Genomic DNA, 26,653 nt, shown 5'->3' on the forward strand with positions numbered 1-26,653 from the left:
CGTTTTTTAGTTGTCTGACCACTTCTCTATTATCAAGTTTGATATAGGAAACTCCACGATGAACACTGAGCGTAAATTTCTTTTTGCCTGTCTGTTTTTTGCACTGATAATTTACGCTATCCATGCTTTCGGTTTATTCGATCTGCTCACCGATTTACCCCACTTACAGACACTCATTCGCCAGAGCGGATTTTTCGGTTATAGCCTCTATATTCTGTTATTTATCATCGCCACCCTGTTTCTGTTACCGGGTAGCGTACTGGTGATCGCCGGTGGAATAGTTTTTGGTCCGCTAACAGGAACGCTACTTTCGTTAATTGCCGCCACGCTGGCCTCATCCTGCTCGTTCCTGTTGGCGCGCTTTCTGGGGCGTGATTTACTGCTGAAATACGTCGGTCATAGCCACACTTTTCAGGCCATTGAAAAAGGCATTACGCGTAACGGTATCGATTTTCTTATTCTGACCCGCTTAATCCCGCTGTTTCCTTACAATATTCAAAATTACGCTTACGGATTAACCGCCATCGCCTTCTGGCCTTATACCCTTATTTCGGCATTAACCACTCTGCCGGGAATAGTGATTTATACCGTGATGGCGAGCGATCTCGCCCGTGAAGGCATTACGCTGCGCTTTATTTTACAACTCTGTCTGGCTGGCCTGGCGCTGTTTATTCTCGTCCAGCTTGCCAAACTCTACGCTCGTCACAAACACGTGGATCTGTCTGCTTCGCGCCACAGCCCACTCACTCACCCTAAAAATGAAGGATAGAACGATGTTGCAACATTATTCAGTGTCATGGAAAAAAGGACTGGCTGCACTGTGTTTACTGGCCGTTGCGGGGCTGAGTGGCTGCGATCAAAAAGAGAGTACGGCGGTAAAAGTGGAATACGACGGGCTTTCGGACAGCCAGCCGCTACGTGTCGATGCAAATAACCATACGGTAACCATGCTGGTGCAAATTAATGGGCGTTTCCTCACCGACGATACCCGCCACGGCATTGTGTTTAAAGATGGCTCCAACGGACATAAATCACTGTTTATGGGTTATGCCACGCCGAAAGCATTTTATGAAGCCCTGAAGCAGGCCGGTGGTACGCCTGGCGAAAACATGACGATGGATAATAAAGAAACGACTCACGTCGCAGGCAGCAAACTGGATATTTCGGTTAACTGGCAAGGAGCGGCAAAAGCGTATTCCTTCGATGACGTGATTGTCGATAGTAACGGTAAAAAACTGGACATGCGCTTTGGTGGTAACTTAGCGGCGGCGGAAGAGAAAAAAACAGGATGCCTGGTATGTCTGGATAGCTGCCCGGTCGGTATCGTCAGCAATGCGACATACACTTATGGTGCGGTCGAAAAACGCAGCGAAGTGAAATTCAAAGGCAATGCGTCGGTTCTCCCGGCAGATAACACGCTGGCAACGGTTACCTTTAAAATCGCCGAATAACAACCTTGATTAAGGATGATGAAGATGCAATCGCGTAAAATCTGGTACTACCGTGCCACCATCATCATCCTGTTGTTCGCTACGCTGCTCGCATGGGCGCTGCTACCCGGCGTTCATGATTTTATCAATCACAGCGTTGCGGCGTTTGCCGCCGTGGACCAACAGGGTATTGAACGTTTTATTCAGTCTTACGGCGCGCAGGCGGCTGTCGTCTCATTCTTTTTGATGATTTTGCAGGCCATTGCCGCGCCGCTACCCGCGTTCCTGATTACTTTTGCTAACGCATCACTTTTTGGTGCGTTCTGGGGCGGTTTGCTGTCGTGGACCAGTTCGATGGCCGGCGCGGCGCTGTGCTTCTTTATCGCCAGAGTAATGGGCCGTGAAGTGGTGGAAAAGTTAACCGGTAAAACGGTACTCGACAGCATGGACGGCTTTTTTACCCGCTATGGCAAACACACCATTCTGGTCTGCCGGTTATTGCCTTTTGTCCCTTTCGATCCAATCAGCTATGCTGCCGGTTTGACTTCAATACGTTTTCGCCAGTTTTTTATCGCCACCGGGCTTGGTCAGTTACCGGCGACCATTGTCTATTCCTGGGCGGGTAGCATGTTAACGGGCGGTACATTCTGGTTTGTCACCGGGTTGTTTATTCTGTTTGCCCTGAGCGTGGTGGTTTTTATGGCGAAAAAAATTTGGCATGAGCGCCAGAAGAGGAATGCCTGATGGGGTTACCGCCGCTTAACAAAATTCCTTTAATTTTACGGCCGCAGGCGTGGCTGCATCGTCGCCATTACGGTGAGGTTCTAAGTCCTATTCGCTGGTGGGGACGGATCCCGTTTATCTTTTATCTGGTGTCGATGTTTGTTGGCTGGCTGGAGCGCAAACGCTCACCGCTCGATCCGGTGGTGCGTTCGCTTGTCAGTGCGCGTATTGCGCAAATGTGCTTGTGTGAGTTTTGTGTGGATATCACTAGCATGAAAGTCGCGGAGCGTACCGGCAGCACTGACAAACTGCTGGCGGTGGCTGAGTGGCGGCAAAGCCCGCTCTTCAGCGATGAAGAACGGCTGGCGCTGGAATATGCCGAAGCCGCAAGCGTAACGCCACCCACTGTGGATGATGCCCTGCGCACCCGACTGGCTGCCCATTTTGACGCTCAGGCGCTCACCGAACTGACGGCGCTGATCGGCTTACAAAACCTGTCGGCTCGTTTTAATTCTGCCATGGCCATTCCTGCCCAGGGCCTGTGCCGACTTCCTGAAAAACGTTCTTAAGGAGAGATGATGCGCCATTGTGTGTGGTTGCTGGGATTGTTATCGCTGTTTTCTTTAACAACGCATGCGAGCGACTGGCAGGAAATTAAAAACGAAGCCAAAGGGGAAACCGTCTGGTTTAACGCCTGGGGCGGCGACACCGCGATTAACCGCTATCTCGACTGGGTTAGCAGCGAGATGAAAACCCATTACGATATAAACCTGAAGATCGTCCGTCTGGCTGATGCCGCGGACGCGGTAAAACGCATTCAGACAGAAGCCACTGCTGGACGAAAAACGGGCGGCTCGGTGGATCTACTCTGGGTAAACGGCGAAAACTTCCGCACCTTAAAAGAGGCTAACTTACTGCAAACCGACTGGGCGGAAACACTACCCAACTGGCGCTATGTCGACACGCAACTGCCTGTAAGGGAAGATTTTTCTGTGCCTACAGAAGGCGCTGAATCGCCCTGGGGCGGCGCGCAACTGACGTTTATCGCCCGCCGCGATGTTACGCCACAGCCGCCACAAACACTGCAAGCCTTACTGGAATATGCTAAAGCCAATCCCGGCACGGTGACTTATCCGCGCCCACCGGACTTTACCGGCACCGCGTTTCTTGAACAGCTGCTGATTATGCTGACGCCAGATCCCGCAGCATTAAAAGTTGCCCCGGATGAAGCCACTTTCTCCCGTGTCACTGCGCCTCTTTGGCAATATCTTGATGCGCTGCATCCGTATTTATGGCGCGAAGGAAAGGATTTCCCGCCCTCGCCCGCACGAATGGATGCCCTGCTGAAATCCGGCACATTGCGCCTGTCGCTGACCTTTAATCCTGCTCATGCGCAGCAAAAAATAGCCAGCGGCGATTTGCCAGCCAGTAGTTACAGCTTTGGCTTTAGCGAGGGGATGATTGGCAACGTGCATTTCGTCACCATTCCTGCCAACGCTAATGCCAGTGCTGCGGCGAAGGTTGTCGCCAACTTCCTGCTCTCACCAGAAGCGCAACTGCGTAAAGCAGATCCCGCTGTCTGGGGCGATCCTTCCGTTCTCGATCCGCAAAAACTATCTGCCGGGCAGCGTGAAACATTGCAATCAAGAATGCCGCAGGATCTGCCGCCGGTACTGGCGGAACCGCACGCAGGTTGGGTAAATGCGCTGGAACAAGAATGGCTACGCCGTTACGGTACGCATTAATTTTTTTGCTGTGGGTGATGATGGCGGTGATTTACGCACCGCTGGTTCCGTCGGCTTTCACGCTGATAACGCCTGCCTTGTCGCTCACGCACTGGCAGGCGTTATTTGCCGACCCGCAGTTACCGCAGGCATTACTGGCGACGCTGGTGTCGACGACTATCGCCGCGGTCGGCGCTTTGTTTATTGCCCTGCTGGTGATTGTCGCGCTGTGGCCTGGCGCAAAATGGCTGCATCTGTGCGCCCGTCTGCCGTGGCTGCTCGCCATTCCCCACGTGGCTTTTGCCACCAGCGTCCTTCTGCTCTTTGCTGACGGCGGACTGCTTTATGACTATTTCCCGTATTTCACTCCGCCAATGGACAAATTGGGTATTGGGCTGGGTTTCACTCTGGCAGTGAAAGAAAGCGCATTTCTGCTGTGGATCTTATCGGCAGCACTGAGTGAAAAACGCCTGATGCAACAAGTTATTGTACTGGATTCGCTGGGCTACAGCCGCTGGCAATGTCTGAACTGGCTGTTGTTGCCCTCCGTCGCGCCTGCGCTGGCAATGGCGATGCTGGCGATTGTGGCATGGTCGTTGTCGGTCGTGGATGTGGCGATTATTCTTGGTCCAGGTAATCCACCGACGCTGGCGGTAATTAGCTGGCAGTGGTTAACCCAGGGCGATATTGACCAACAGACAAAAGGCGCGCTCGCCAGCCTACTGCTGATGCTGTTACTCGCCGCTTACGTTTTGCCTGGTTATCTGTTGTGGCGCGCCTGGCGACGCATGATCCCCCAGGAAGATGGCATTCGCAAGCCAGCTACACCTTTGTTGCCCGGGATGATGCTGGCTAAGTTGTTACCATTTACTGGCGTACTCTGTGTGATTCTGCTATCGATCCTCGCGGATCAGTCGACGATCAATAATGAAGCGCTTCTCAACAGCCTGACGATGGGACTGGTGGCGACATTCATCGCTTTGCTTCTATTACTGCTGTGGCTGGAATGGGGGCCACAGCGTCGCCAGTTGTGGCTATGGGTGCCCATTTTATTACCGGCACTGCCGCTAGTGGCGGGCCAGTACACGCTGGCGCTATGGCTGAACCAGGATGGAAGCTGGACGGCGGTGGTCTGGGGGCATCTGCTGTGGGTAATGCCGTGGATGCTGTTCATCCTGCAACCGGCCTGGCGGCGCATCGATTCACGATTAATATTGATTGCGCAAACACTGGGGTGGTCACGGGCCAAAATCTTCTTTTACGCGAAATGCCCGCTAATGCTGCGCCCTGCGCTGATTGCCTTCGCTGTCGGATTTTCAGTGAGTATTGCGCAATATATGCCAACGCTGTGGCTGGGCGCCGGGCGTTTCCCGACGCTAACCACCGAAGCGGTAGCGTTAAGTAGCGGCGGTAGTAACAGCATCCTCGCCGCTCAGGCCCTGTGGCAACTGCTATTGCCGCTTATTATTTTTGCCCTGACCGCCCTGCTTGCGAAATGGGTAGGTTTTATCAGACAAGGACTCCGCTAATGCTCTGCGTGAAAGATGTTTCGCTGCGTTTGCCTGAAACCTGTTTACTGGAAAACGTTAACTTTACAGTCAATAAAGGTGACATTGTCACGTTAATGGGTCCTTCAGGCTGTGGTAAGTCTTCTCTGTTTTCATGGATGATTGGTGCACTAGCCGGGCAATTTTCTTGTACAGGTGAGCTATGGCTCAATGATCAACGTATCGATACCCAGCCCACAGCCCGGCGTCAGATGGGTATTCTTTTCCAGGATGCACTGTTATTTGACCAGTTCAGCGTCGGACAAAATTTACTGCTGGCGCTACCGGCGACACTCAAAGGGAATGCTCGACGTAATGCCGTGAATGATGCACTTGAGCGGGCAGGCCTTGGCGGAGCTTTCCATCAGGATCCCGCCACTTTATCTGGCGGTCAGCGAGCGCGCGTTGCTCTGCTACGCGCCCTTCTCGCCCAGCCAAAAGCGTTGCTACTGGATGAACCGTTCAGCCGTCTTGACGTGGCTCTGCGCGATAATTTTCGCCAGTGGGTATTCAATGAAGTTCGCGAACTGGCGATCCCGGTCGTTCAGGTCACCCACGATCTTCAGGATGTTCCTGCCGATAGTCCCGTACTGGATATGACGCAATGGTCAGAAAATTACAACAAACTGCGATAACGCAAAGTTTTTCCTCATGCGCCAGTTCAGAATGGCGCACTCAAAACTACAATGTCGGGATTTTCGATGAAACGTGTTTCTCAAATGACCGCGCTGGCAATGGCTTTAGGGCTGGCTTGCGCTTCTTCGTGGGCCGCTGAACTGGCGAAGCCTCTTACACTTGACCAGCTACAACAACAAAATGGCAAAGCGATTGATACTCGCCCCAGCGCATTTTATAACGGCTGGCCACAAACCCTAAATGGCCCCTCCGGTCATGAACCTGCCGCCTTAAACCTTTCTGCTAGCTGGCTCGACAAAATGAGCGCCGAACAGCTCAACGCGTGGATCAAGCAACATAACCTGAAAACCGATGCCCCGGTGGCGTTATACGGTACTGACAAAGACGTCGAAGCCGTCAAAACGCGACTGCAAAAAGCAGGCTTTACGCATATCTCCATCCTGAGTGACGCGCTAAACGAACCTTCCCGTCTGCAAAAACTGCCTCACTTTGAGCAGCTGGTTTATCCGCAATGGCTGCATGACCTGCAACAAGGTAAGGACGTTACGGCGAAACCTGCCGGTGACTGGAAAGTGATCGAAGCAGCCTGGGGCGCGCCAAAGTTTTACCTTATCAGCCATATTCCCGGTGCTGATTACATCGATACCAACGTAGTGGAAAGCGAACCGCTGTGGAATAAAGTTTCTGATGAACAACTAAAAGCGATGCTGGCAAAACACGGCATTCGCCATGACACCACGGTCATTCTGTACGGGCGTGACGTATACGCGGCAGCGCGTGTGGCCCAGATTATGCTTTATGCAGGCGTGAAAGATGTGCGCCTTCTGGATGGCGGCTGGCAAACCTGGTCCGACGCAGGCCTGCCCGTTGAGCGCGGTACGCCACCGAAAGTGAAACCGGAACCGGATTTCGGCGTGAAGATCCCAGCGCAACCGCAACTGATGCTCGATATGGAACAGGCGCGCGGTCTGCTGCATCGCCAGGATGCCTCACTGGTCAGCGTACGCTCCTGGGCGGAATTTATCGGCACCACCAGCGGCTATGACTACATCAAGCCAAAAGGTGACATTCCGGGCGCACGCTGGGGTCATGCGGGCAGCGACTCAACGCATATGGAAGATTTCCATAACCCAGACGGCACCATGCGTACTGCCGATGACGTCGCGGCAATGTGGAAAGAATGGAATATCCTGCCGGATCAACAAGTTTCGTTCTACTGCGGCACCGGCTGGCGCGCCTCAGAAACCTTTATGTATGCGCGCGCAATGGGCTGGAACAACGTCTCCGTATATGACGGTGGTTGGTACGAATGGAGTAGCGACCCGAAAAACCCCATAGCAACAGGTGATCGCGGCCCGGACAGTAGCAAATAACGGTGCCATTACTGACGCTGAAGCGACTTCAGCGTCAGATACCCACTCCACACCCGCGTAAATGTCGTCATCCAGCATAGCGCGCCAAATACCCACGCAAACCACGTGAAATACGCCGGAAAGAGACAACTTAATACAAACAGTAAAATCGTCTCAGTGCCTTCGGTTAACCCACCCAGATAATAAAACGATTTGTGCGCATAACCGGGATTATCAATCTGATGTTTTGCCGCAAGCGCTGCAAAGGCGAGAAAACTGCTGCCCGTACCGATAAACGCAAACAACAGCCAGCCGCCTGCCAGCGCATTTTGTTCCGGTGCGGCGAGAATAAACCCGAACGGCACCAGCGCGTAAAAAAGGAAATCCAACGAAATATCGAGAAAGCCACCTGCGTCGGTTAACCCTCTGCGCCGCGCCAGCGCGCCGTCCAGACCATCAAGCAACCTGTTCAGTAAAATGGCAATCAGCGCCGCCAGATACCAGCCCAACGCCAGAAACGGCAGTGCCAGCACGCCGATAGCAAACCCCATTAACGTTAAACCATCTGGCGTGATGCCAGGTTTATCCAGAACCCGCACGCACTGATGCAGCAAAGGTTTAATTCGGGGATGAAGATGGCGGTCTAACACGGGTACTCCTTAAGAAATAAAACCCTTCAGCTCGGGCAACACTGCGGATATTATGGCATTTTTCCTGTATTCGACCGTGTGTAATTTATGAAAATGATTGATGTTGTTGCCGCCATTATCGAACGGGATGGCAAAATTTTAATCGCACAACGCCCTGAGCATAGCAATCAAGCGGGATTATGGGAATTTGCTGGCGGTAAAGTCGAACCAGGAGAAAGCCAGCCGCAGGCGCTAGTACGGGAATTGCGCGAAGAATTGGGCATTGAAGCAACGGTTGGTGAATATGTTGCCAGCCATCAGCGAGAAGTATCTGGTCGGATTATCTATCTTCATGCCTGGCACGTACCGGACTTCCACGGTACGTTACAGGCACATGAACATCAGGCGTTGGTCTGGTGCTCACCTGAAGAGGCGATGCAATATCCGCTGGCCCCTGCTGACATTCCGCTTTTACAGGCGTTTATGGCTTTACGCGCCGCCAGACCAGTGGATTAGTGCTAATGGTTTTGTCATCCCTCTGACATTGCAACAGTATTCCCTCTGCTTTAATCACCGCCCCTTCGGAATAGTTTTGATCCTGATAAACGCAGCACTGGCTACAGGGCTGCGCCGACTGTCCGCCAGAACTAAACACTTCCGGCGGCACATTCACTTCCACATCCGGACGATACTGCTGATTAGCCAGCGCAAAGAACGGGAATACCAACGCTACGGCGAACAATGCTCGACTCACAGGAAACTCCTTATTTTTCGTTGTCTCTGCTACTGATAACGGTAACCAGTTGGAAAAACTTTAGCGTCTGGTTGCCGGATGCGGCGTGAACGCCTTATCCAGCCTACGGATCACTCTTGAAAATGCGCCCGGTTTTTCAGGTCCGATAAGACACACCAGACATTAGGTGGCGTTTATAAATTCCACACATTATTAATTTGCTTTCCTGCGTCATTTTTTTCTTGCTTACCGTCACATTCTTGATGGTATAGTCGAAAACTGCAAAAACACCTAACACAAACAACATACGCACAATCGTCTTAATATATAAGGGTTTTATATCTATGGATCAGACATATTCTCTGGAGTCATTCCTCAACCATGTACAAAAGCGCGACCCGAATCAAACCGAGTTCGCGCAAGCCGTTCGTGAAGTAATGACCACTCTCTGGCCTTTTCTTGAACAAAATCCAAAATATCGCCAGATGTCGTTACTGGAACGCCTGGTTGAACCGGAGCGCGTGATCCAGTTTCGCGTCGTCTGGGTTGACGATCGCAATCAGGTGCAGGTCAACCGCGCATGGCGCGTCCAGTTCAGCTCCGCCATCGGCCCGTACAAAGGCGGTATGCGTTTCCACCCATCCGTAAACCTTTCCATTCTCAAATTCCTTGGCTTCGAACAAACCTTTAAAAATGCCCTGACTACCCTGCCAATGGGCGGCGGTAAAGGTGGCAGCGATTTCGATCCGAAAGGCAAAAGTGAAGGCGAAGTGATGCGTTTCTGCCAGGCGCTGATGACCGAGCTGTATCGTCACCTCGGTGCAGACACCGACGTTCCAGCGGGTGATATCGGCGTTGGTGGTCGTGAAGTTGGCTTTATGGCGGGGATGATGAAAAAATTGTCTAACAATACCGCTTGCGTCTTTACGGGCAAGGGACTTTCTTTTGGCGGCAGTCTGATCCGCCCGGAGGCCACCGGCTACGGTCTGGTTTATTTCACGGAAGCGATGCTGAAACGTCACGGTCTGGGTTTTGAAGGCATGCGTGTTTCTGTTTCTGGCTCCGGCAACGTTGCCCAGTATGCTATCGAAAAAGCGATGGAATTTGGCGCCCGTGTGATTACTGCGTCAGACTCCAGTGGCACTGTAGTTGACGAAAGCGGATTCACGAAAGAGAAACTGGCGCGTCTTATCGAAATCAAAGCCAGCCGCGATGGCCGCGTTGCGGATTACGCCAAAGAATTTGGCCTGGTCTATCTCGAAGGGCAACAGCCGTGGTCTGTACCGGTTGATATCGCACTGCCTTGCGCGACTCAGAACGAACTGGATGTTGACGCTGCGCACCAGCTTATCGCCAACGGCGTTAAAGCAGTCGCTGAAGGGGCAAACATGCCGACAACCATCGAAGCCACCGAATTGTTCCAGCAGGCGGGCGTGTTGTTTGCGCCGGGTAAAGCGGCTAACGCTGGCGGCGTAGCAACATCGGGTCTGGAAATGGCGCAGAACGCTGCGCGTCTGGGCTGGAAAGCCGAGAAAGTCGATGCGCGTTTGCATCACATCATGCTGGATATCCACCACGCTTGTGTTGAGCATGGCGGTGAAGGTGAGCAAACCAACTACGTACAGGGCGCGAACATTGCAGGCTTTGTGAAGGTTGCCGATGCGATGCTGGCGCAGGGTGTGATTTAAGTTATCCGGCCTACGAAAACCTTCTGAATCAGAGAACAGATCTGTAGGCCTGATAAGACGCGCAAGCGTCGCATCAGGCATTTGTGCCGAATGCGACGTAAACGCCTTATCCGGCCTACGAAAAGTGCTGTATCAGTGAGTTGGAATTCTGGCACCGGCCTTTATGTTATCACTCCACTGCCCACTTCATCTGCTGGCGGGCTTTTTTTCGCCGCTCGCTTGCGTGGAGCAGCCTTTTTCTTATCACCACTACCGCCACTGCCCGGAGCAACTATGCCGCGAAACTGTCGCACCGGCGTACGCTTCGCCTGATCAATCAATTGGTAAAGCGTCCCCACCAGCGGCTGCATAAAGTCCTGGTAGCGACACTGTTTTTCGCTGATTTGCGTCAGCACCGATTCCCAGTGTGCGGTCATATCCGGTCGCGTCGCCATTTCTGGCAGCGAATGGAATAACGCTTTTCCGGCGTCGGTGGAATGGATATAGCGCCCTTTTTTGGTCAGAAAACCACGCTTGAACAACAGTTCAATAATCCCGGCTCGGGTCGCTTCTGTTCCCAGACCATCGGTGGCACGAAGGATCTTTTTCAGATCTTTATCCTGAACAAAACGCGCGATCCCGGTCATTGCTGAAAGCAGTGTTGCATCAGTGAAATGGCGCGGCGGCTGGGTTTGTCGCTCCACCACTTCACCTTTTTCGCACAACAATTCATCGTCCTTCGCGACTACAGGCAGCGGCGTACCGTCGTTTTCTTCATCACGCTCTTTGCTGCCTAACAGCGTGCGCCAGCCTGCTTCGGCAAGAAAACGGGCTTTAGCAACAAATTTGCCTTTGGCTATTTCCAGCTCAATGACACACTTGCGGAACACCGCATCCGGGCAGAACTGCATCAGGTATTGACGAGCAATCAGGTTATAGACCTTCGATTCGTTCTCCGTCAGGTTGATGGCAGAACTACGCGCGGTCGGGATGATGGCGTGGTGAGCATCCACCTTTTTGTCATCCCAGCAGCGGTTGCGTAAATTCGGGTCAACCACCGGCTGTGGCAATAGCCCCGGCGCATGAACGCTGATGGCATTCATCACCGCATGACGTCCGGCAAAATGCTCTTCCGGTAGGTAGCGGCAGTCGGAACGCGGATAAGTGATCAGCTTGTGCGTTTCATATAGCTTCTGGCAAATATCAAGCACGTTCTGTGCACTAAGCCCAAAACGTTTTGCGGCTTCAATCTGCAACGCGGAAAGCGAAAACGGCAGCGGCGCAGATTCTGATTCCCGTTTATCGTTATAGCTGGTGACGATCGCCGGTTGACCACTGATACGGTTAACCACATGCTCCGCCAGCGGGCGATGCAACAAACGCCCTTCTTCATCCTGGTACGGCTCGCACGCTTCACTCGGCTGCCAGATGGCGGTAAATCGTTCATCGGCAGGCGTCACAATGTGCGCTTTGACTTCAAAGAAGTCTTTCGCCACAAAGTTTTCTATTTCTTCGTCACGCCGGACCACCAGCCCAAGTACGGGAGTCTGTACGCGCCCAACGGAAAGCACCCCCTGATAGCCAGCATTGCGACCGAGAATGGTATACGCGCGGGTCATATTGATACCGTACAGCCAGTCGGCACGCGCTCGCGCCAGTGCGGAAACACATAGCGGTACAAACTCGCTGTTGGAGCGGAGACGCTCGATTGCTCGTTCAACCGCCTGCGGGTTCAGGTCGTTGATCAGGCAACGCTGAACTTGCTGGCGCTTTTCCGGTGCCAGTTGCAGGTAGTCCAGCACTTCATCCACCAGCAATTGACCTTCACGATCCGGGTCGCCGGCGTGAATCACTTCGCTGGCTTCATGCAGAAAGCGTTTGATGACGTTAAGTTGTTTGGTTACGGAGGGGCGTGGTTGCAGTTGCCACTTTTCCGGGACAATCGGCAAATCCGCCAGATTCCAGCGCGCATAGCGGCTGTCGTAGACGTCTGGCTGCGCCTGCTCAAGCAGGTGACCGATACACCAGGTCACCACCTGTCTATTGCCGCACTCGATAAAGCCATCGCCTTTACGGTGCGGTTTGGGCAGGACATCAGCAATAGCGCGTGCCAGACTCGGTTTTTCGGCTATAAACAACCGCATTGAATTAACGGATCTCTACCATGGCACGACCGCCACGCGCAGGCACCAGCTCGCCAATCGCCGTCAGTTCAATGCCAAACTCGGCTGCGGTAGCTTTGACTTCATTTTCTGCTTCCGGCATCACCGCCAGCAGCAGGCCACCGGAAGTTTGCGGATCGCACAACAGATCCCGCACTTCTCGCGGCATTTCGCCCATCAAATGGCCGTAGCTGGCAAAGTTGCGTTCGGTGCCACCCGGTACAGCGCCCAGCTTAATGTACTCTTCCACGCCCGGCAGTTTCGGGATCGCTTCATAGTCGATACGAGCCTGCACGCCTGCCCCCTGGCACATTTCACTTAGATGGCCCAGCAGACCAAAACCGGTGACGTCGGTCATCGCTTTTACGCCTTCAATGTTGGCAAATGACGCACCTGCGATATTCATCCGGCACATCACTTCCGTCGCCAGCCCCTGATGTTCTGGCTTGAGCAGTGATTTTTTCTCAGCCGTGGTGAGAACGCCAATCCCCAGCGGTTTAGTCAGGAACAGTTTACATCCGGCTTGTGCGGTGCTGTTTTTCTTCACTCGTTCAGTCGGTACGATCCCCGTCACCGCCAGACCAAAAATCGGTTCCGGCGCGTCGATGGAGTGACCGCCTGCCAGCGCAATCCCCGCCTGACGACACGCATAGCGACCACCTTCGGTCACTTCGCGGGCAATTTCCGGGGAAAGTTTGTTAATCGGCCAGCCGAGGATCGCAATGGCCATAATCGGTTTGCCGCCCATCGCGAAAATATCGCTGATGGCATTCGTCGCGGCAATGCGGCCAAAATCGAAAGGATTATCAACGATCGGCATAAAGAAATCGGTGGTGCTGATGACACTGGTGCCATTACCAAGATCGTATACTGCCGCATCGTCGCGGGTTTCGTTACCCACGAGCAAATTCGGATCAACAAACTTCGCCTGCTCGCTGTGCAGAATGGTTTCCAACACTTTTGGGGAAATTTTACAGCCGCAACCTGCTCCGTGGCTGTATTGGGTCAAACGAATCGACTTCTCGCTCATGGACATCTCCTGTCAATGCAATCCGGGTATGGTAACCTTCATTCCGTGAAGTGATAAGTGAGAGTGTCTGAATTCCTGCGCCTTTGCTCATAATCCAGACAGTTTTGCGAAAATTATCAAAAATAAGTGACAAACGGCGTCGGATCCGGAACGTTAATCGACGTTGATGCTTTCAATTGCGGCGTGCCGAGATAAAGAAAGCCAACAATTTTATCCTGCTCCCGACAACCGAACGCCTCACGCACCACCGGACTTTCGGTTAACCCACCACTACGCCAGATGCCGCCAAAGCCCTGGGCAACCGCCGCCATTTGCATCGCCATCACCGCGCAACCCGCTGACATTTCCTGTTCCCAACGTGGGACTTTATGATTTTCTTCACATTTCGCCACCACAGTGATGATAAGCGGCGCACGGAACGGGGCATTACGGGCTTTGTCGATAGCTTTATCATCGCTACCCGCAGCAATTGCGCCCTGTTGCAGAACGGTACTGAAACGTTCGCGCCCTTCTCCTTCAATCACAAAAAAATGCCACGGTTGCATGGATTTATGGTCCGGTGCACGCATTCCGGCACGCAGGATATTTTGCAGTTGTTCGCCAGTCGGAGCAGGTTCAGCCAGACGTGAGGCGCTACGGCGGTTGATCAATAGTTCGAGTGCATCCATTTGATTAACTCCTGTCATAATGTTTATTCACAAAATTAACACGAGAGTGGATTTTGTTACAGCACAGTCCGCGATTCCTGCTGACAAGTGCCGGTTGGGTCATTACGATAACCACATCTATTGCACCTGTAACAGGTGTGACTTTTAGTCTGGGAGAATACATGCGAACCCTTTGGCGATTTATTGCCGGATTTTTTAAATGGACGTGGCGTCTGCTCAATTTTGTCCGTGAAATGGTACTTAACCTGTTCTTTATTTTCCTCGTGCTGGTTGGCGTGGGGATCTGGATGCAGGTCAGTAGTAGCGATACCAAAGAAACCGCCGGTCGTGGCGCATTACTGCTCGATATTTCCGGCGTGATCGTCGATAAGCCCGACAGCTCGCAACGGTTTAGTAAATTAAGCCGCCAGCTGCTTGGCGCCAGTTCCGATCGTCTGCAGGAAAACTCGCTGTTTGATATCGTGAACACTATTCGCCAGGCTAAAGATGACCGGAATATCACCGGTATCGTGATGGATCTGAAAGACTTTGCGGGCGGCGACCAACCGTCTATGCAGTACATCGGCAAAGCCCTGAAAGAGTTTCGTGACAGCGGTAAACCGGTTTACGCCATTGGCGAGAACTACAGCCAGGGACAATATTACCTCGCCAGTTTCGCCAACAAAATTTGGCTATCCCCGCAAGGCGTGGTTGATTTGCACGGTTTTGCCACCAACGGCCTGTACTACAAATCATTGCTGGATAAGCTAAAAGTTTCCACACATGTGTTCCGCGTGGGGACTTATAAATCTGCCGTTGAGCCGTTTATTCGTGATGATATGTCCCCGGCAGCCCGCGAAGCCGATAGCCGTTGGATTGGCGAACTGTGGCAAAACTATCTCAACACCGTTGCCGCTAACCGCCAGATCCCTGCCCAGCAGGTATTCCCTGGGGCGCAAGGGCTACTTGCAGGCTTAACCAAAACGGGTGGCGATACTGCGAAGTACGCACTGGACAACAAACTGGTCGACGCGCTGGCAACGAATGCCGAAATTGAAAAAGCCCTGACCAAAGAATTTGGCTGGAGCAAGGCTGATAAAAATTATCGCGCCATCAGTTATTACGATTACGCACTGAAAACTCCAGCAGATACCGGCGACAGCATCGGTGTCGTCTTCGCTAATGGCGCGATTATGGATGGCGAAGAAACTCAGGGGAATGTTGGCGGCGATACGACCGCGGCACAAATCCGTGACGCTCGCCTTGATCCAAAAGTAAAAGCGATTGTTCTGCGCGTAAACAGCCCTGGCGGCAGCGTAACGGCTTCTGAGGTGATTCGCGCTGAACTGGCAGCCGCCAGAGCAGCTGGCAAGCCGGTGGTTGTGTCAATGGGCGGTATGGCGGCATCTGGTGGTTACTGGATCTCCACGCCGGCCAATTACATTGTAGCTAACCCGAGCACTCTGACCGGTTCTATCGGTATCTTCGGCGTAATCACCACTGTAGAAAACAGCCTCGATTCGATTGGTGTACATACCGATGGCGTGTCTACATCACCACTGGCGGATGTTTCCATTACTAAATCGCTGCCGCCAGAAGCGCAGCAGATGATGCAATTGAGCATTGAGAACGGCTATAAACGCTTTATCACGCTGGTTGCCGATTCGCGTAATTCGACGCCAGAGCAGATTGATAAAATCGCCCAGGGGCATGTCTGGACCGGTCAGGATGCGAAAGCGAATGGACTGGTCGATAGTCTCGGTGATTTCGATGATGCAGTTGCCAAAGCGGCTGAACTGGCAAAACTGAAACAGTGGCATCTGGAATATTACGTCGATGAGCCGACCTTCTTCGACAAGGTGATGGACAACATGTCAGGTTCAGTACGGGCGATGTTGCCAGATACGCTCCAGGCCATGCTACCTGCGCCGCTGGCCTCGGTCGCTTCAACCGTTAAAAGCGAAAGCGACAAGCTGGCAGCCTTTAACGATCCGCAAAACCGTTACGCGTTTTGCCTGACCTGCGCCAACGTGCGTTAATCCCTGCAAATATGTGGCCGATATGCTGTCGGCCACACTCCTGAACCGGACTGTCTTTCACTTCCTCTCTCCACTACATTGCCTTGATCATTTTGCACCTGATAAGGAGTCATCAGTGAATAAGGCACCTTCTTTAATTGCCGCTATCGTCCTCGGACTGGGGATCAGCGCCTGCGGATACTTCGTAGGTGATGGTGTTAAACATTTAAAAACCAACAACCGTTATGTGAACGTACGAGGACTTTCGGAAAAAGAAGTTCGCGCCGATACGGCTGAATTAACAATTGCTATCAACTTTAAGGGTAATGTTCCTGGCGAACTTTTCCCAAAACTTGAAGATGCGCAGAACAAGATTATTGCCGAATTCCACGCTCAGGGGATTAACGACAAAGAGATAAACGTGGGTCAATGGACAAGTAAGCGAACGGAAGCCTTTTACCTCAAAGACGATCCGACGATGCCACGCTTTAACGCTGACGGGTCTGTTACGATAAAAACGCATAACGTTGCTGCTGTCGAAAAAGTCGTCGCGAAATTAAACGACCTGCAAATCGCCACAGATGGCGCCATCGCTGATAGCAAAATCGCCTATCGTTTCAACGGCATTGGCGCACTGCGCGCGGAGATGATTGCTGCCGCGACAAAAGACGCACGCAACGCAGCATTACAGTTTGCGACGGATTCAGGTAGTCAGGTAGGGTCCATTAGCGATGCGTCACAAGGCGTGTTCCAGATCTTCGCCAGTGGCAGTGACGAAGATGATCCCTCGGCGATTAACAAAACGGTGCGTGTAGTCACGACCGTAACCTATGCGTTGCAGGATTAATCATTTGTCCCCGGCGGGATGCCAGTCCCTCTGTTCCGCCGGACTTTTCTCATATCCGCAGAGTATCCAGGTGCGCTCGCTGCCCCTCACGTATATACTTTTGCTCTTTCGGTATCATTCATATCAATATCATGCAAAAGAAATCAATTTACGTTGCCTACACGGGCGGGACCATCGGGATGCAGCGTTCCGAGCAGGGATATATTCCGGTGTCGGGCCATCTACAACGCCAACTGGCGCTGATGCCGGAGTTCCATCGCCCGGAGATGCCGGATTTCACCATTCATGAATACACGCCGCTGATGGATTCTTCTGATATGACGCCAGAGGACTGGCAGCATATTGCTGAAGATATTAAAGCGCACTATGACGAGTACGATGGTTTTGTCATTCTGCATGGCACCGACACGATGGCGTATACCGCCTCTGCGCTGTCGTTCATGCTGGAGAATCTCGGCAAACCGGTCATAGTGACAGGGTCACAAATCCCATTGGCCGAGTTACGCTCTGACGGACAAATCAATTTGCTGAATGCGTTGTACGTTGCGGCGAACTATCCCATCAACGAAGTCACACTCTTTTTTAATAATCGCCTGTATCGCGGCAACCGCACCACCAAAGCTCATGCCGATGGTTTTGATGCCTTCGCGTCACCAAATCTTCCGCCATTGCTGGAAGCGGGTATTCATATTCGCCGTTTAAATACCCCCCCCGCCCCGCACGGCACAGGTGAGCTGATCGTTCATCCGATTACACCACAGCCGATCGGCGTGGTGACAATTTATCCGGGGATTTCTGCTGACGTCGTACGTAACTTCCTGCGTCAACCGGTTAAAGCGTTGATTCTGCGCTCTTATGGCGTGGGTAATGCGCCGCAAAACAAAGCATTCCTGCAAGAATTACAAGAAGCCAGCGATCGCGGAATTGTGGTGGTTAACCTGACACAATGTATGTCCGGTAAAGTCAATATGGGCGGTTATGCCACGGGTAACGCCCTCGCCCATGCCGGCGTTATTGGCGGTGCGGATATGACAGTAGAAGCCACGCTAACCAAACTGCACTACCTACTCAGCCAGGGGCTGGATACCGAAACCATTCGCAAGGCCATGAGCCAAAACCTGCGCGGCGAACTGACGCCGGATGATTAAGGAGACTGTAATGCCCCAACGCGCCCTGTTACTGGTCGATTTACAAAATGATTTCTGCGCTGGCGGCGCGCTGGCTGTTGCCGAAGGCGATAGCACGGTTGATGTCGCTAATGCCCTGATAAGCTGGTGTAAAGCGCGTGGTGAAGCGGTTGTCGCCAGTCAGGACTGGCATCCGGCCAATCACGGCAGTTTTGCCAGCCAGCATGGTGTAGAACCTTATACCCAGGGTCAGCTTGACGGCCTGCCGCAAACCTTCTGGCCCGATCACTGCGTACAACACAGCGAAGGTGCGGCGTTGCACCCTCTGCTGGCGCAAAATTCGATTGATGCAGTGTTTCACAAAGGTGAAAATTCTTTAGTCGATAGTTACAGTGCTTTTTTTGATAACGGACGTCGGCAGAAAACCGAGCTCGATGGCTGGTTGCGCGACCATGAAATCAATGAGTTGATCGTTATGGGGCTGGCTACTGACTATTGCGTGAAGTTTACCGTCCTGGACGCGTTGCAGTTAGGTTATCGCGTGAACGTGATTACCGATGGCTGTCGCGGTGTGAATATCCAGCCACAGGACAGTGCGCACGCGTTTATGGAGATGTCAGTTGCTGGGGCAACATTGTACACACTGGCAGACTGGGAAGAGACGCAGGGATAATATTACGCTGGCCTACAATTCTGTACTGACGTTGTAGGCCAGACAAAGTGCGTCTGCGGTGCATCTGGCATTTGACGCAATCAACGAAGACTCAATTCATACCAGAAATTCGTTCCAGCGATACCTTCCGCGTTTCGATGCCAAAAATAGAGAGGACCAGCGCACATAACACCAACATGACACCAAGCACCATAAAGACCGTTACCGAACCATAATGCGTTAATAACGCCGCGACGCCATACGGAGTGAAGACCGCGACGATTCGTCCTACTGCGTTAACAAATCCCGAGCCGCGCAGGCGTAAATGGGTTGGCCAAAGTTCCGGGATATACACCGCAGAGGCGAAGCAAACATACATATAAAGAAAGAAGATCATCACCAGGCCATAACCTAAGATGGCCCATTCTGTAGTTTGTATAGAATATATATATCCCAACACGGCAATAATTATAAGCAAAGACGAGCCAAATAATCGGCGAGGAAAGTGATCAATAACTAACGCAGCAATAAATATTCCAACCGGAGCGCCTATCATAATAATAGCCGTCATTAATATTGATTTATCAACATCAATTCCGGAGTTAACAAATATGGTAGGTATCCATACGGTGATAGTATAAAGCGAGATGTTCATCGCAATTAACACCGTAATCGCGACTAACGTGCGCTGCAACATCTCGCCTTTGAACAGCAACCAAAAAGTACCATTAATTTCATTACTCTGACTTGTGCTTTGCCTGAAAGCAAGTGGAGTTAGATAAATGCCCTTCTCTTTTTCGATTTGCTGCTCTACTTCACGAAGTTGTCTTTCTGCTCCCGCTAATTGTCCAATACCCGCCAGCCAACGAGGCGACTCAATAAAATATTTACCAGAAAGTAGCCATGCTAACATTATCCCAATACCGCCCAGCAAAAACATTATCCGCCAACTAAAGAAAGCAATAACGACAACGCCTATCGCCGCTGACAACATGGGCGACCAGTTGCCGACAAATGAGAGTCTCGCGGACCATTTTCCACGCACCAGAGCGGGAATAAATTCAGTAAACGACGCATAGCCAACCATAATCAGCGCCCCCATTCCTGTCCCCATCAGGAAACGAAAGAAGATGAGCCAGTACATATCAGGGACGAAAGCAGCGCCTGTCGCCGCAATGCCAACAATAAGAAGATTTATGCGGAATGCCCGGCGCCGTCCACAGTAATCACCAATGAATCCACCGGTAAGCGAACCGATGAAATAACCAAACATCAATGCCGACGTAAAAGCAGCATTGAGGAAATTATTTGACCATCCATTGCTTACCAGTTTTGCTAAAACAACATTACCTGAATAACTTAAAAAACCAGTTAATAACAGACTAAAGCTGATTATGCCAAATATACGATAATGAAACCGGGCCAAAGGCAGGCGGTCCAGTCTTGCGCCAATTTGATCATATTGTTCCATTTGGTGCCTCGAATTTTGCTAAAAAAGGTAGCAATTGCGGCAAAGTTACTTACCGCATTTTTATCATCATTTTATTTCACAGGCGCTGGAACAAATAATATTGACAACGTGTGATTAAATTACCACACAAGCTGGATATTATTGTCTTTGCAAAATCCTTCCCATTCTGCACCCGGTGATTTATCAGTTATTATGTAATTAATATGACTAAAGTCAGCTAACTGGACAAAAGCTTTGCGATCAAACTTGGAGTGATCGACTAATAACGCGACTTCTGTCGCCTGGCGGATCATTGTCTTTTTGATCTCAGCTTCCGCTTCGTTAGAGTCCAGCGCGCCACTGTTAATATCAAGACCTTTACAACTCATTACCATAATATCGACGTGATAACGACTGATGATCTCTTTAGTAATTCGTCCTTGCAGGGAAAGTGTGTTTTTGTTCAGTTCCCCACCGGTTGAAACAACTTTAATTTCTGACTGAGCCAAAACATGAATGGCTTCCGCCGAGTTGGTTAGTAATGTCAGGTCATTACGGTCCTGCAACAGTTTGAGCAGTTCCATGACGGTACTACTGGAATCTGCCGCCATGGTGGTTTTATTGTCGATAAACGGCAGCGCCTTGCGAGCAATAAGCTGCTTCTCTTCATAAAACGACGAAGCTCGCTTATAGAAATGAATATTTTCCGTCAGCATTGCTGTGTTCAGAACCGCGCCCCCGTAAGTTCGGGTCAAAAAACCTTCATCTTCCAGCTTCTCAAGATCGCGGCGAATGGTTTCTTCAGTTACCTGAAAAATCGAGCTCAAATTCGAAACCGTTACTTTTTTATCGTTGGCAACCATTTGTTTAATTGCCTGAATCCTGTCTTTTGCCGCCACGATTACACCCCTGTCTCTTTTTACATCACATTAGTGCGATTATCGCATAAGCGATGTTTACTTTCAAAATAACCTGTCTGAATCACAGATTTAAATCATAGATTACACAGAAACAGAGGTGAATCGTATTTCACTTTAACGCTCCAGGGCTTCTGCCATTTTCCTCATCAATAATGTGTCGGCATCTGATAAGTTGATTGCCAGTGCGGCCACATTTTCACGTACCTGTTCCGGTGCAGTTGCTCCACTGAGAATGGAGATTAAATCACTCTGTTTTAATATCCACGCCAGCGCCAGAGTGGGAATTGTGCACTGATAACGCGCACAAAGTGGCCGCCACTGTTCAAGCATATCAATCACTTTGAGCATGTTTTCACGCTGGAACCACACTTTATTTGCCCGTGCGCCGCCTGGAACGTAATCACGAGTGATGGTGCCTGTCAGCAGCCCCTGTTCTAACGGTGAATAGACCTGAACCACAATGCCATTATCACGACATAGCGGCAGCAGTTCGTTTTCCATTGCCCGGTCGAGGATGCTGTATTTCGCCTGAATAATATCCAGCTCACCATATTGCAAATATTCGCGTATATGGTCAGCTTCGACATTAGCAGCGCCTATCGAACGAATCTTCCCTTCGGCCTTCAGTTCATTAAGTACTGCTACGGTTTCTGCAATCGGCGTAAAACAAGGCGGCACTGACTGCCAGTGCGTCATATAGATATCGATGTAATCAATGCCGAGACGTTGCAGGCTGGCATCGACTTCTTCGCGGATAGATTCCGGAGAGAGGTTTTTGTACAACTGACGATCGCCGACTTTGTTGAATAAACTGCCTTCTCGTTCCCAGACAATACCGCATTTCGTTTCGACAACAATTTGTTCGCGGGGCAATTGTTTTAACGCCTGGCCGACAATAACTTCACTATTACCAAAGTTATATCCCGGCGCCGTATCAATCAGGTTAATGCCGCAACGATGGGCTTCAATAATTGTATCAAAACAAATTTGCCGGTCGAGATCGCCATTCCATGCAGGACCACCGCCAATGGCCCATGTTCCCAACCCCATCTGTGAAAGCGTTATATTCGTTGTGCCTAAAGGTATCTTTTTCATTTGCCTTCATTACCCTTCGTATTCTTCCAGCAATTGTTCGACCAGCTTTCTGTTTTTCACACCGGTGGTGGCACCAACACTCAATACCGATATAGCTGCCGTTGCATTGGCAAAGCGCGCGCATTCACGCAGTTCTTTACCTTCCAGTAGTGCCGCAATAAAACCCGAAGCAAAGTTATCACCCGCGCCAATGGTGTCGATAGCCGTAATTCCCGCTACCGCCGGCACCTTCATCGTCATGTCACCGCACTTGATAAAGCAGCCGTTTTTACCCGTCTTAATCACCACCGTTTTTACACCGCACTCAAGAAAGCAGTCAGCAATTTCATCTAACGTCTCTTTCCCGGTGAGTAATTTTGCCTCGGCAAAATTAGGAAACAGATAATCGACAAAACCCAATGCCTCGCGAATATCATCCAGTGTTTCATTCAGGCGCGGCTTGACCATATCGGCACAAATAATCATCTGCCGGGCTTTAGCTTGCGTAAAAATTTCTGTTAATGCGTTACCATCAAGTAGCGGACTATTGAATATACTGGCTAGCGATAATAACTTCGCCTGAGAAAATCGCGCAAAGTCGACATCATTAATATTCAATTTCCACAAACTGCCGTTGCGATTAGTGACAAATGTCCGCTCGCCGTCCGCAGTAACCAGACCTACATTAATAGATGTATCAATATTCACATCTTGCTTCAGGCTCTGAATATCGATTTTCTCTTTGCGGCAGTGCTCCAGGATAAATTGTCCTGCGACATCTTCACCGACGCGGCTCATTAATGCCGTGCGATGCCCCAGGCGAGAAATAATCGTCGCTTCATTGATTGCGTCTCCCCCCGTGGTCATAGCTATTCTTTCAAGCGGATAAGAATCTACGTCAAAAATTTTTTTACTGACCGGCTGCAATGGAATATCAACGATAGCGCCACCTATACATATAACATCAAGATTATCCATTGCATCATTCCGCCTTGCCGTCTGAACCAAATAATTTGATTTTTTCTAATGCCCTTTCTTTAACTGCTTTACGGACTTCTCGCTCTAAATGCAAGAAAGGCTGTTCCTGATTTTCTTTCACTGCCACCATTGCGGCCTGGCACAATTCCGTATGAATATTGATTTTCGCTATACCCAATGAAATCGCGGTTTTAATATCAGCATCACTGATCCCTGATGCACCATGCAATACCAGAGGAACAGAAACGGCTTCGCGTACACGCTTTACGACTTCAAAGTTCAATTGCGGCTCAGATGTATAAACGCCATGCTGATTCCCGATAGCCACTGCCAGTGAGTCACAGCCAGTGCGCTCAACAAATTCCGCCGCCTGGTCAGGGTCAGTATAGTGATAGCCTGCCAGGGCTTCTTCATAAACCGTTTCATTACCTACATGGCCTAACTCTGCCTCTACCGGAATACCCAGTGGATGGAAGAAATCAACGGCCTCTTTGGTCAGACGTATATTTTCTTCGAAATCAAACGCCGATGCATCGCGCATTAAGGAGTTCATTCCATGAGTCCAGGCATTATGGATAATTTCCATGCTCCGGCCATGATCCCAGTGGGTAATTACCGGCACCGTTGCTTTTTGTGCCATTGATACCATCATATGCGAGAAATCTTCGAATGAGGTATTCCCGACAAATCCCGTACCAAAAGAAATAATAACCGGTGATTTTGCTTCTTCTGCTGCATCGATAACCCCCATTAACATTTCGGCATTCCATACATTAAAATGGGCAATAGCATAATGTTTATTGGTGGCATCATTTTCCCAAAATCTGATATCTGCTAGCATGTTCCGTTCTCCCGTATTAATTAATCGCTAAGTTTAATAACGCCTTTAATAATGTCGCGTTTGTTATTAACCGACTCTTCAAATGCCTGTTGCACATCCTGGTAATCGTAAATATGCGTTACCATCGATTTCACATCGAATCGCCCTGATGAAATAGCTTCAATCGTGACCGGATAACGGTTGGCATAGCGGAATACCGTCTGGATGGTGACTTCACGATTGATTTTGAGAAAGTTGATGGCCGAATCGCCGGGTACAGTGCCGACAATCATAATTTTTCCACCGCGCATCACCAGATAAGGAGCCTGCTTTACCGTCACCGCAGAACCTGCTGTTTCGAAAACAATATCTGCGCCCATGTCTTCGGTAAATTGCTGACAGCACGTAATAGTGTCTTGTTTAGCGCCGTTGATGACCACTGCCGCGCCAAGCTGTTCCGCCATTGCCAGACGTTTTTCCAGCACATCAACCACGGCAATTTCCGTTGCCCCGAGGCATTTACACGCTTGCAAAGTCATTAAACCAATACAGCCCGCGCCCAGAATGACAATCTTTTTGCCTGGTTTAACATCTGCCAACATGGCGGCGTGCATCCCAACCGCCGCAGGTTCTACCAGCGCCCCTTCCATCGTGTCCATATTGTCGGGCAGTTTGTAAGTAAAGCTCTCCGGATGACACAGATAGTACGTCAATGCACCACGGTAATTCGGTTGCGTCGCCATAAAATCAACGTCCGGGCAAATGTTGTATTTGCCTTCAAGGCAGTAACGACAGTGGCCGCAAGGAACGCCAGGTTCGATATTTACTCGATCTCCTGGTTTAAATTGACGCACGTGGCTTCCCACTGCAACAACCGTCCCCGCACATTCATGGCCCAGGCCAATTTCCTGATTTGGGTCTTTTGGCGGTATAAACGGCCCTGATTCAAAACCATGCACATCCGAACCACAAATACCGACATATTCCACTTTAATCAGAACTTCATCTTCTTTGGGTACGGGTATATCTGCAGCAATAATTTTCATGGTGCCCGGTACTGCTAATATTGCTTTTGAATTTTTCATTTCTCCCCCTAAAAATTATTTATTGGTCACAGTTTCAATACTTAGACTTTCAACCGAGACACCTTTGGTTTCTATTCCAATGGTGGCGATAGCAATTGCAACCATAATTGAAACTGCGCCAAGCAGAACAAATACCCCAGTAACACCATAGCTGCTGAGTAGCACTGCAACGGCATAAGGTGCAGCAATACCACTGATTCGCCCTACTGCATTCGCCAGACCCGAGCCACGCAATTTAGCTTCTGTCGGCCAAATCTCCGGCACATACACCGCCGAGGCATAACACACGTACATATAGACGAAAGTAATCAGGAAAAATCCAATTAAGGTTATGAGTAACATACTGGTTTGCAGTGAATAGATATATCCGAGCACCGCAATCAGAATTAATAGCCCAACACCCATTGTTTTACGCGGAATTTTATCCATGACCAACATGGCAATAAAAATGCCAAACGGCGCGCCAAACATACTCATAGTATTTAAGACAATGGAGTCTTTTAAATTAATTCCCTGGGTCATGAATATCGTTGGCAACCAGTTAATTAACGTGTACTGCACAACGTTCATGGCAATAAGTACACAAGAGCCTAAAATAACGCGTCTTAGTAATACTCCCGTCAGTAGGGCAGAATAAGGCACCGTTTGTGGCGCTTTACCGTCATCAGCAATAACCACTGGCGGTAAGGGTTTACCTGTCCGGCGTATGACGCCTTCTTCAATGTTCCGCATAACTTGCTCTGCTTCCTGATACCGTCCGCGCGATTCCAGCCAGCGCGGTGATTCAGGAAAGTAACGCCAGGCAAGCGCAGTAGCGATAAGCGACAATATTGCGGGAATGAGCAGTTGTACCCGCCAGTTCCACTCGGCGCTAATTAGCGGTGTAAGTCCCATCGCAATCAATGAACAGAGCGGATATGACCAGTTGCCAATAAATGAAACCCGACTGGACCATGTTCCACGATTTCTGCCGGGCATATATTCAGTGAAACCGGCAAACAGAGTAACCAGTAATGCCCCCAGCCCGACCCCCATCACAAAGCGGCAGGCAATCAGGAAATCCATATTCGGCGAGAAAGCGCCGATGACCATAGAGACAATATGAATGGCCTCATAGAGGATGAACGCGTTTCTGCGTCCGGTTTTGTCTCCGATAATGCCGCCCACCAGCGCACCGAGAAACATCCCGGCAGTCGTAATTGCCGAGAATGTGGCGGTGGTGGAATTATCTGTCCAGCCCAACGCTTTTAACTGCGCGAGAATCAAGCCGCCTACGGCATTACTCCAGCAGACAAGCAAGCCAAAAGCGACGACGGCAAACATTGAGGAATGCCAGCGACAATCCGGTAAACGATCCAGCCGGGCGCCGCAATACGGTTTTGTTATCTGTTCCATGCGATAA

Annotated in this window: 26 protein-coding genes; 14 read left to right on the forward strand and 12 right to left on the reverse strand. The window is 50.6% G+C overall.

Features of this window, described 5'->3' with window-relative positions; translation table 11 throughout:
* The first annotated feature begins 58 nt into the window (after window positions 1-58).
* The 8 genes from H9644_RS03935 to ynjE all read left to right on the forward strand — a co-directional run bounded on the left by H9644_RS03935 (window position 59) and on the right by ynjE (window position 7,433).
* A complete protein-coding gene (locus H9644_RS03935) occupies window positions 59-769 on the forward strand; it encodes a TVP38/TMEM64 family protein (RefSeq protein ID WP_191773316.1) in 711 nt (236 codons plus the stop codon).
* A 4-nt stretch (window positions 770-773) separates the two neighbouring features.
* Entirely contained in the window at window positions 774-1,451 is a 678-nt protein-coding gene (gene ydjY / locus H9644_RS03940; RefSeq protein ID WP_064529180.1) for a lipoprotein YdjY, read from the forward strand.
* A gap of 15 nt (window positions 1,452-1,466) precedes the next feature.
* Entirely contained in the window at window positions 1,467-2,174 is a 708-nt protein-coding gene (locus H9644_RS03945) for a TVP38/TMEM64 family protein (RefSeq protein ID WP_064529181.1), read from the forward strand.
* Window positions 2,174-2,722 carry a carboxymuconolactone decarboxylase family protein gene (locus tag H9644_RS03950; RefSeq protein ID WP_064529182.1) on the forward strand — a complete coding sequence of 183 codons (549 nt, stop codon included), beginning with the start codon at window positions 2,174-2,176 and terminating at the stop codon, window positions 2,720-2,722. The genes H9644_RS03945 and H9644_RS03950 overlap by 1 nt, the downstream gene beginning before the upstream one ends.
* Before the next feature lie 9 nt (window positions 2,723-2,731).
* Window positions 2,732-3,898: an ABC transporter substrate-binding protein gene (locus tag H9644_RS03955; protein WP_191773677.1), complete on the forward strand. Its 1,167-nt coding sequence runs from the start codon at window positions 2,732-2,734 to the stop codon at window positions 3,896-3,898.
* On the forward strand, window positions 3,871-5,406 hold the full coding sequence (locus tag H9644_RS03960; protein ID WP_191773317.1) for an ABC transporter permease family protein: 1,536 nt from the start codon (window positions 3,871-3,873) through the stop codon (window positions 5,404-5,406). Before H9644_RS03955 ends, H9644_RS03960 begins: the two co-directional genes overlap by 28 nt.
* Window positions 5,406-6,059, forward strand: a complete 654-nt coding sequence (locus H9644_RS03965) for an ATP-binding cassette domain-containing protein (RefSeq protein ID WP_191773319.1) — start codon at window positions 5,406-5,408, stop codon at window positions 6,057-6,059. Before H9644_RS03960 ends, H9644_RS03965 begins: the two co-directional genes overlap by 1 nt.
* A 66-nt stretch (window positions 6,060-6,125) precedes the next feature.
* Window positions 6,126-7,433, forward strand: coding sequence for a thiosulfate sulfurtransferase YnjE (ynjE, locus tag H9644_RS03970; protein WP_191773321.1), 1,308 nt, complete (start codon window positions 6,126-6,128; stop codon window positions 7,431-7,433).
* A gap of 8 nt (window positions 7,434-7,441) precedes the next feature.
* On the opposite strand, the gene H9644_RS03975 is transcribed toward ynjE, so the two are convergent.
* Window positions 7,442-8,062: a CDP-alcohol phosphatidyltransferase family protein gene (locus H9644_RS03975; RefSeq protein ID WP_191773323.1), complete on the reverse strand. Its 621-nt coding sequence runs from the start codon at window positions 8,060-8,062 to the stop codon at window positions 7,442-7,444.
* Window positions 8,063-8,149: 87 nt separating this feature from the next.
* Between H9644_RS03975 and H9644_RS03980 the strand changes: the two genes are divergently transcribed.
* Entirely contained in the window at window positions 8,150-8,557 is a 408-nt protein-coding gene (locus H9644_RS03980) for a pyrimidine (deoxy)nucleoside triphosphate diphosphatase (protein ID WP_191773325.1), read from the forward strand.
* On the opposite strand, the gene H9644_RS03985 is transcribed toward H9644_RS03980, so the two are convergent.
* Window positions 8,523-8,795, reverse strand: a complete 273-nt coding sequence (locus H9644_RS03985; protein WP_064529189.1) for a YnjH family protein — start codon at window positions 8,793-8,795, stop codon at window positions 8,523-8,525. The two genes, H9644_RS03980 and H9644_RS03985, sit on opposite strands and share 35 nt — an antisense overlap.
* 323 nt (window positions 8,796-9,118) lie before the next feature.
* Here H9644_RS03985 and gdhA point away from each other — a divergent pair, with 323 nt between their 5' ends.
* The gene (gdhA, locus tag H9644_RS03990; protein WP_191773327.1) at window positions 9,119-10,462 is read left to right on the forward strand and encodes an NADP-specific glutamate dehydrogenase; all 1,344 of its coding nucleotides are present in this window, start codon (window positions 9,119-9,121) and stop codon (window positions 10,460-10,462) included.
* A gap of 161 nt (window positions 10,463-10,623) precedes the next feature.
* Here gdhA and topB read toward each other — a convergent pair whose 3' ends face one another.
* The 3 genes from topB to H9644_RS04005 form a co-directional block, all read right to left on the reverse strand.
* Window positions 10,624-12,585, reverse strand: coding sequence for a DNA topoisomerase III (gene topB / locus H9644_RS03995; protein ID WP_191773334.1), 1,962 nt, complete (start codon window positions 12,583-12,585; stop codon window positions 10,624-10,626).
* Window positions 12,586-12,589: 4 nt separating this feature from the next.
* Window positions 12,590-13,633, reverse strand: a complete 1,044-nt coding sequence (gene selD / locus H9644_RS04000; RefSeq protein ID WP_191773336.1) for a selenide, water dikinase SelD — start codon at window positions 13,631-13,633, stop codon at window positions 12,590-12,592.
* Window positions 13,634-13,749: 116 nt separating this feature from the next.
* A complete protein-coding gene (locus tag H9644_RS04005; RefSeq protein ID WP_130218825.1) occupies window positions 13,750-14,301 on the reverse strand; it encodes an NAD(P)H nitroreductase in 552 nt (183 codons plus the stop codon).
* A gap of 161 nt (window positions 14,302-14,462) precedes the next feature.
* Here H9644_RS04005 and sppA point away from each other — a divergent pair, with 161 nt between their 5' ends.
* The 4 genes from sppA to pncA all read left to right on the forward strand — a co-directional run bounded on the left by sppA (window position 14,463) and on the right by pncA (window position 18,945).
* On the forward strand, window positions 14,463-16,319 hold the full coding sequence (gene sppA, locus H9644_RS04010; RefSeq protein WP_191773346.1) for a signal peptide peptidase SppA: 1,857 nt from the start codon (window positions 14,463-14,465) through the stop codon (window positions 16,317-16,319).
* Window positions 16,320-16,434: 115 nt separating this feature from the next.
* The gene (locus H9644_RS04015; protein ID WP_064529195.1) at window positions 16,435-17,145 is read left to right on the forward strand and encodes an SIMPL domain-containing protein; all 711 of its coding nucleotides are present in this window, start codon (window positions 16,435-16,437) and stop codon (window positions 17,143-17,145) included.
* 131 nt (window positions 17,146-17,276) lie between these two features.
* A complete protein-coding gene (ansA, locus tag H9644_RS04020) occupies window positions 17,277-18,293 on the forward strand; it encodes an asparaginase (RefSeq protein ID WP_130208360.1) in 1,017 nt (338 codons plus the stop codon).
* 10 nt (window positions 18,294-18,303) lie between these two features.
* Window positions 18,304-18,945 (forward strand): bifunctional nicotinamidase/pyrazinamidase, encoded by a 642-nt coding sequence (gene pncA, locus H9644_RS04025; RefSeq protein ID WP_191773348.1) that lies wholly within the window; start codon window positions 18,304-18,306, stop codon window positions 18,943-18,945.
* A 91-nt stretch (window positions 18,946-19,036) separates the two neighbouring features.
* Here the strand turns inward: pncA and H9644_RS04030 are convergent, their stop codons facing one another.
* The 7 genes from H9644_RS04030 to H9644_RS04060 form a co-directional block, all read right to left on the reverse strand.
* Window positions 19,037-20,395, reverse strand: coding sequence for an MFS transporter (locus H9644_RS04030; protein WP_191773350.1), 1,359 nt, complete (start codon window positions 20,393-20,395; stop codon window positions 19,037-19,039).
* Between the two features lie 119 nt (window positions 20,396-20,514).
* Window positions 20,515-21,273, reverse strand: coding sequence for a DeoR/GlpR family DNA-binding transcription regulator (locus H9644_RS04035; RefSeq protein ID WP_191773352.1), 759 nt, complete (start codon window positions 21,271-21,273; stop codon window positions 20,515-20,517).
* A 135-nt stretch (window positions 21,274-21,408) separates the two neighbouring features.
* Window positions 21,409-22,389, reverse strand: a complete 981-nt coding sequence (gene ydjG / locus H9644_RS04040) for an NADH-dependent methylglyoxal reductase (protein ID WP_191773354.1) — start codon at window positions 22,387-22,389, stop codon at window positions 21,409-21,411.
* A gap of 9 nt (window positions 22,390-22,398) precedes the next feature.
* Window positions 22,399-23,346 (reverse strand): carbohydrate kinase family protein, encoded by a 948-nt coding sequence (locus H9644_RS04045; protein ID WP_191773356.1) that lies wholly within the window; start codon window positions 23,344-23,346, stop codon window positions 22,399-22,401.
* Between the two features lie 4 nt (window positions 23,347-23,350).
* Window positions 23,351-24,187, reverse strand: a complete 837-nt coding sequence (locus tag H9644_RS04050; RefSeq protein ID WP_191773358.1) for a ketose-bisphosphate aldolase — start codon at window positions 24,185-24,187, stop codon at window positions 23,351-23,353.
* Between the two features lie 20 nt (window positions 24,188-24,207).
* Window positions 24,208-25,251: an NAD(P)-dependent alcohol dehydrogenase gene (locus tag H9644_RS04055; RefSeq protein ID WP_191773360.1), complete on the reverse strand. Its 1,044-nt coding sequence runs from the start codon at window positions 25,249-25,251 to the stop codon at window positions 24,208-24,210.
* A gap of 15 nt (window positions 25,252-25,266) precedes the next feature.
* Window positions 25,267-26,646, reverse strand: a complete 1,380-nt coding sequence (locus H9644_RS04060) for an MFS transporter (protein ID WP_191773362.1) — start codon at window positions 26,644-26,646, stop codon at window positions 25,267-25,269.
* Between the last annotated feature and the right edge of the window lie 7 nt (window positions 26,647-26,653).

The organism is Escherichia whittamii (assembly GCF_014836715.1).
Classification (GTDB): Bacteria; Pseudomonadota; Gammaproteobacteria; order Enterobacterales; family Enterobacteriaceae; genus Escherichia; species Escherichia whittamii.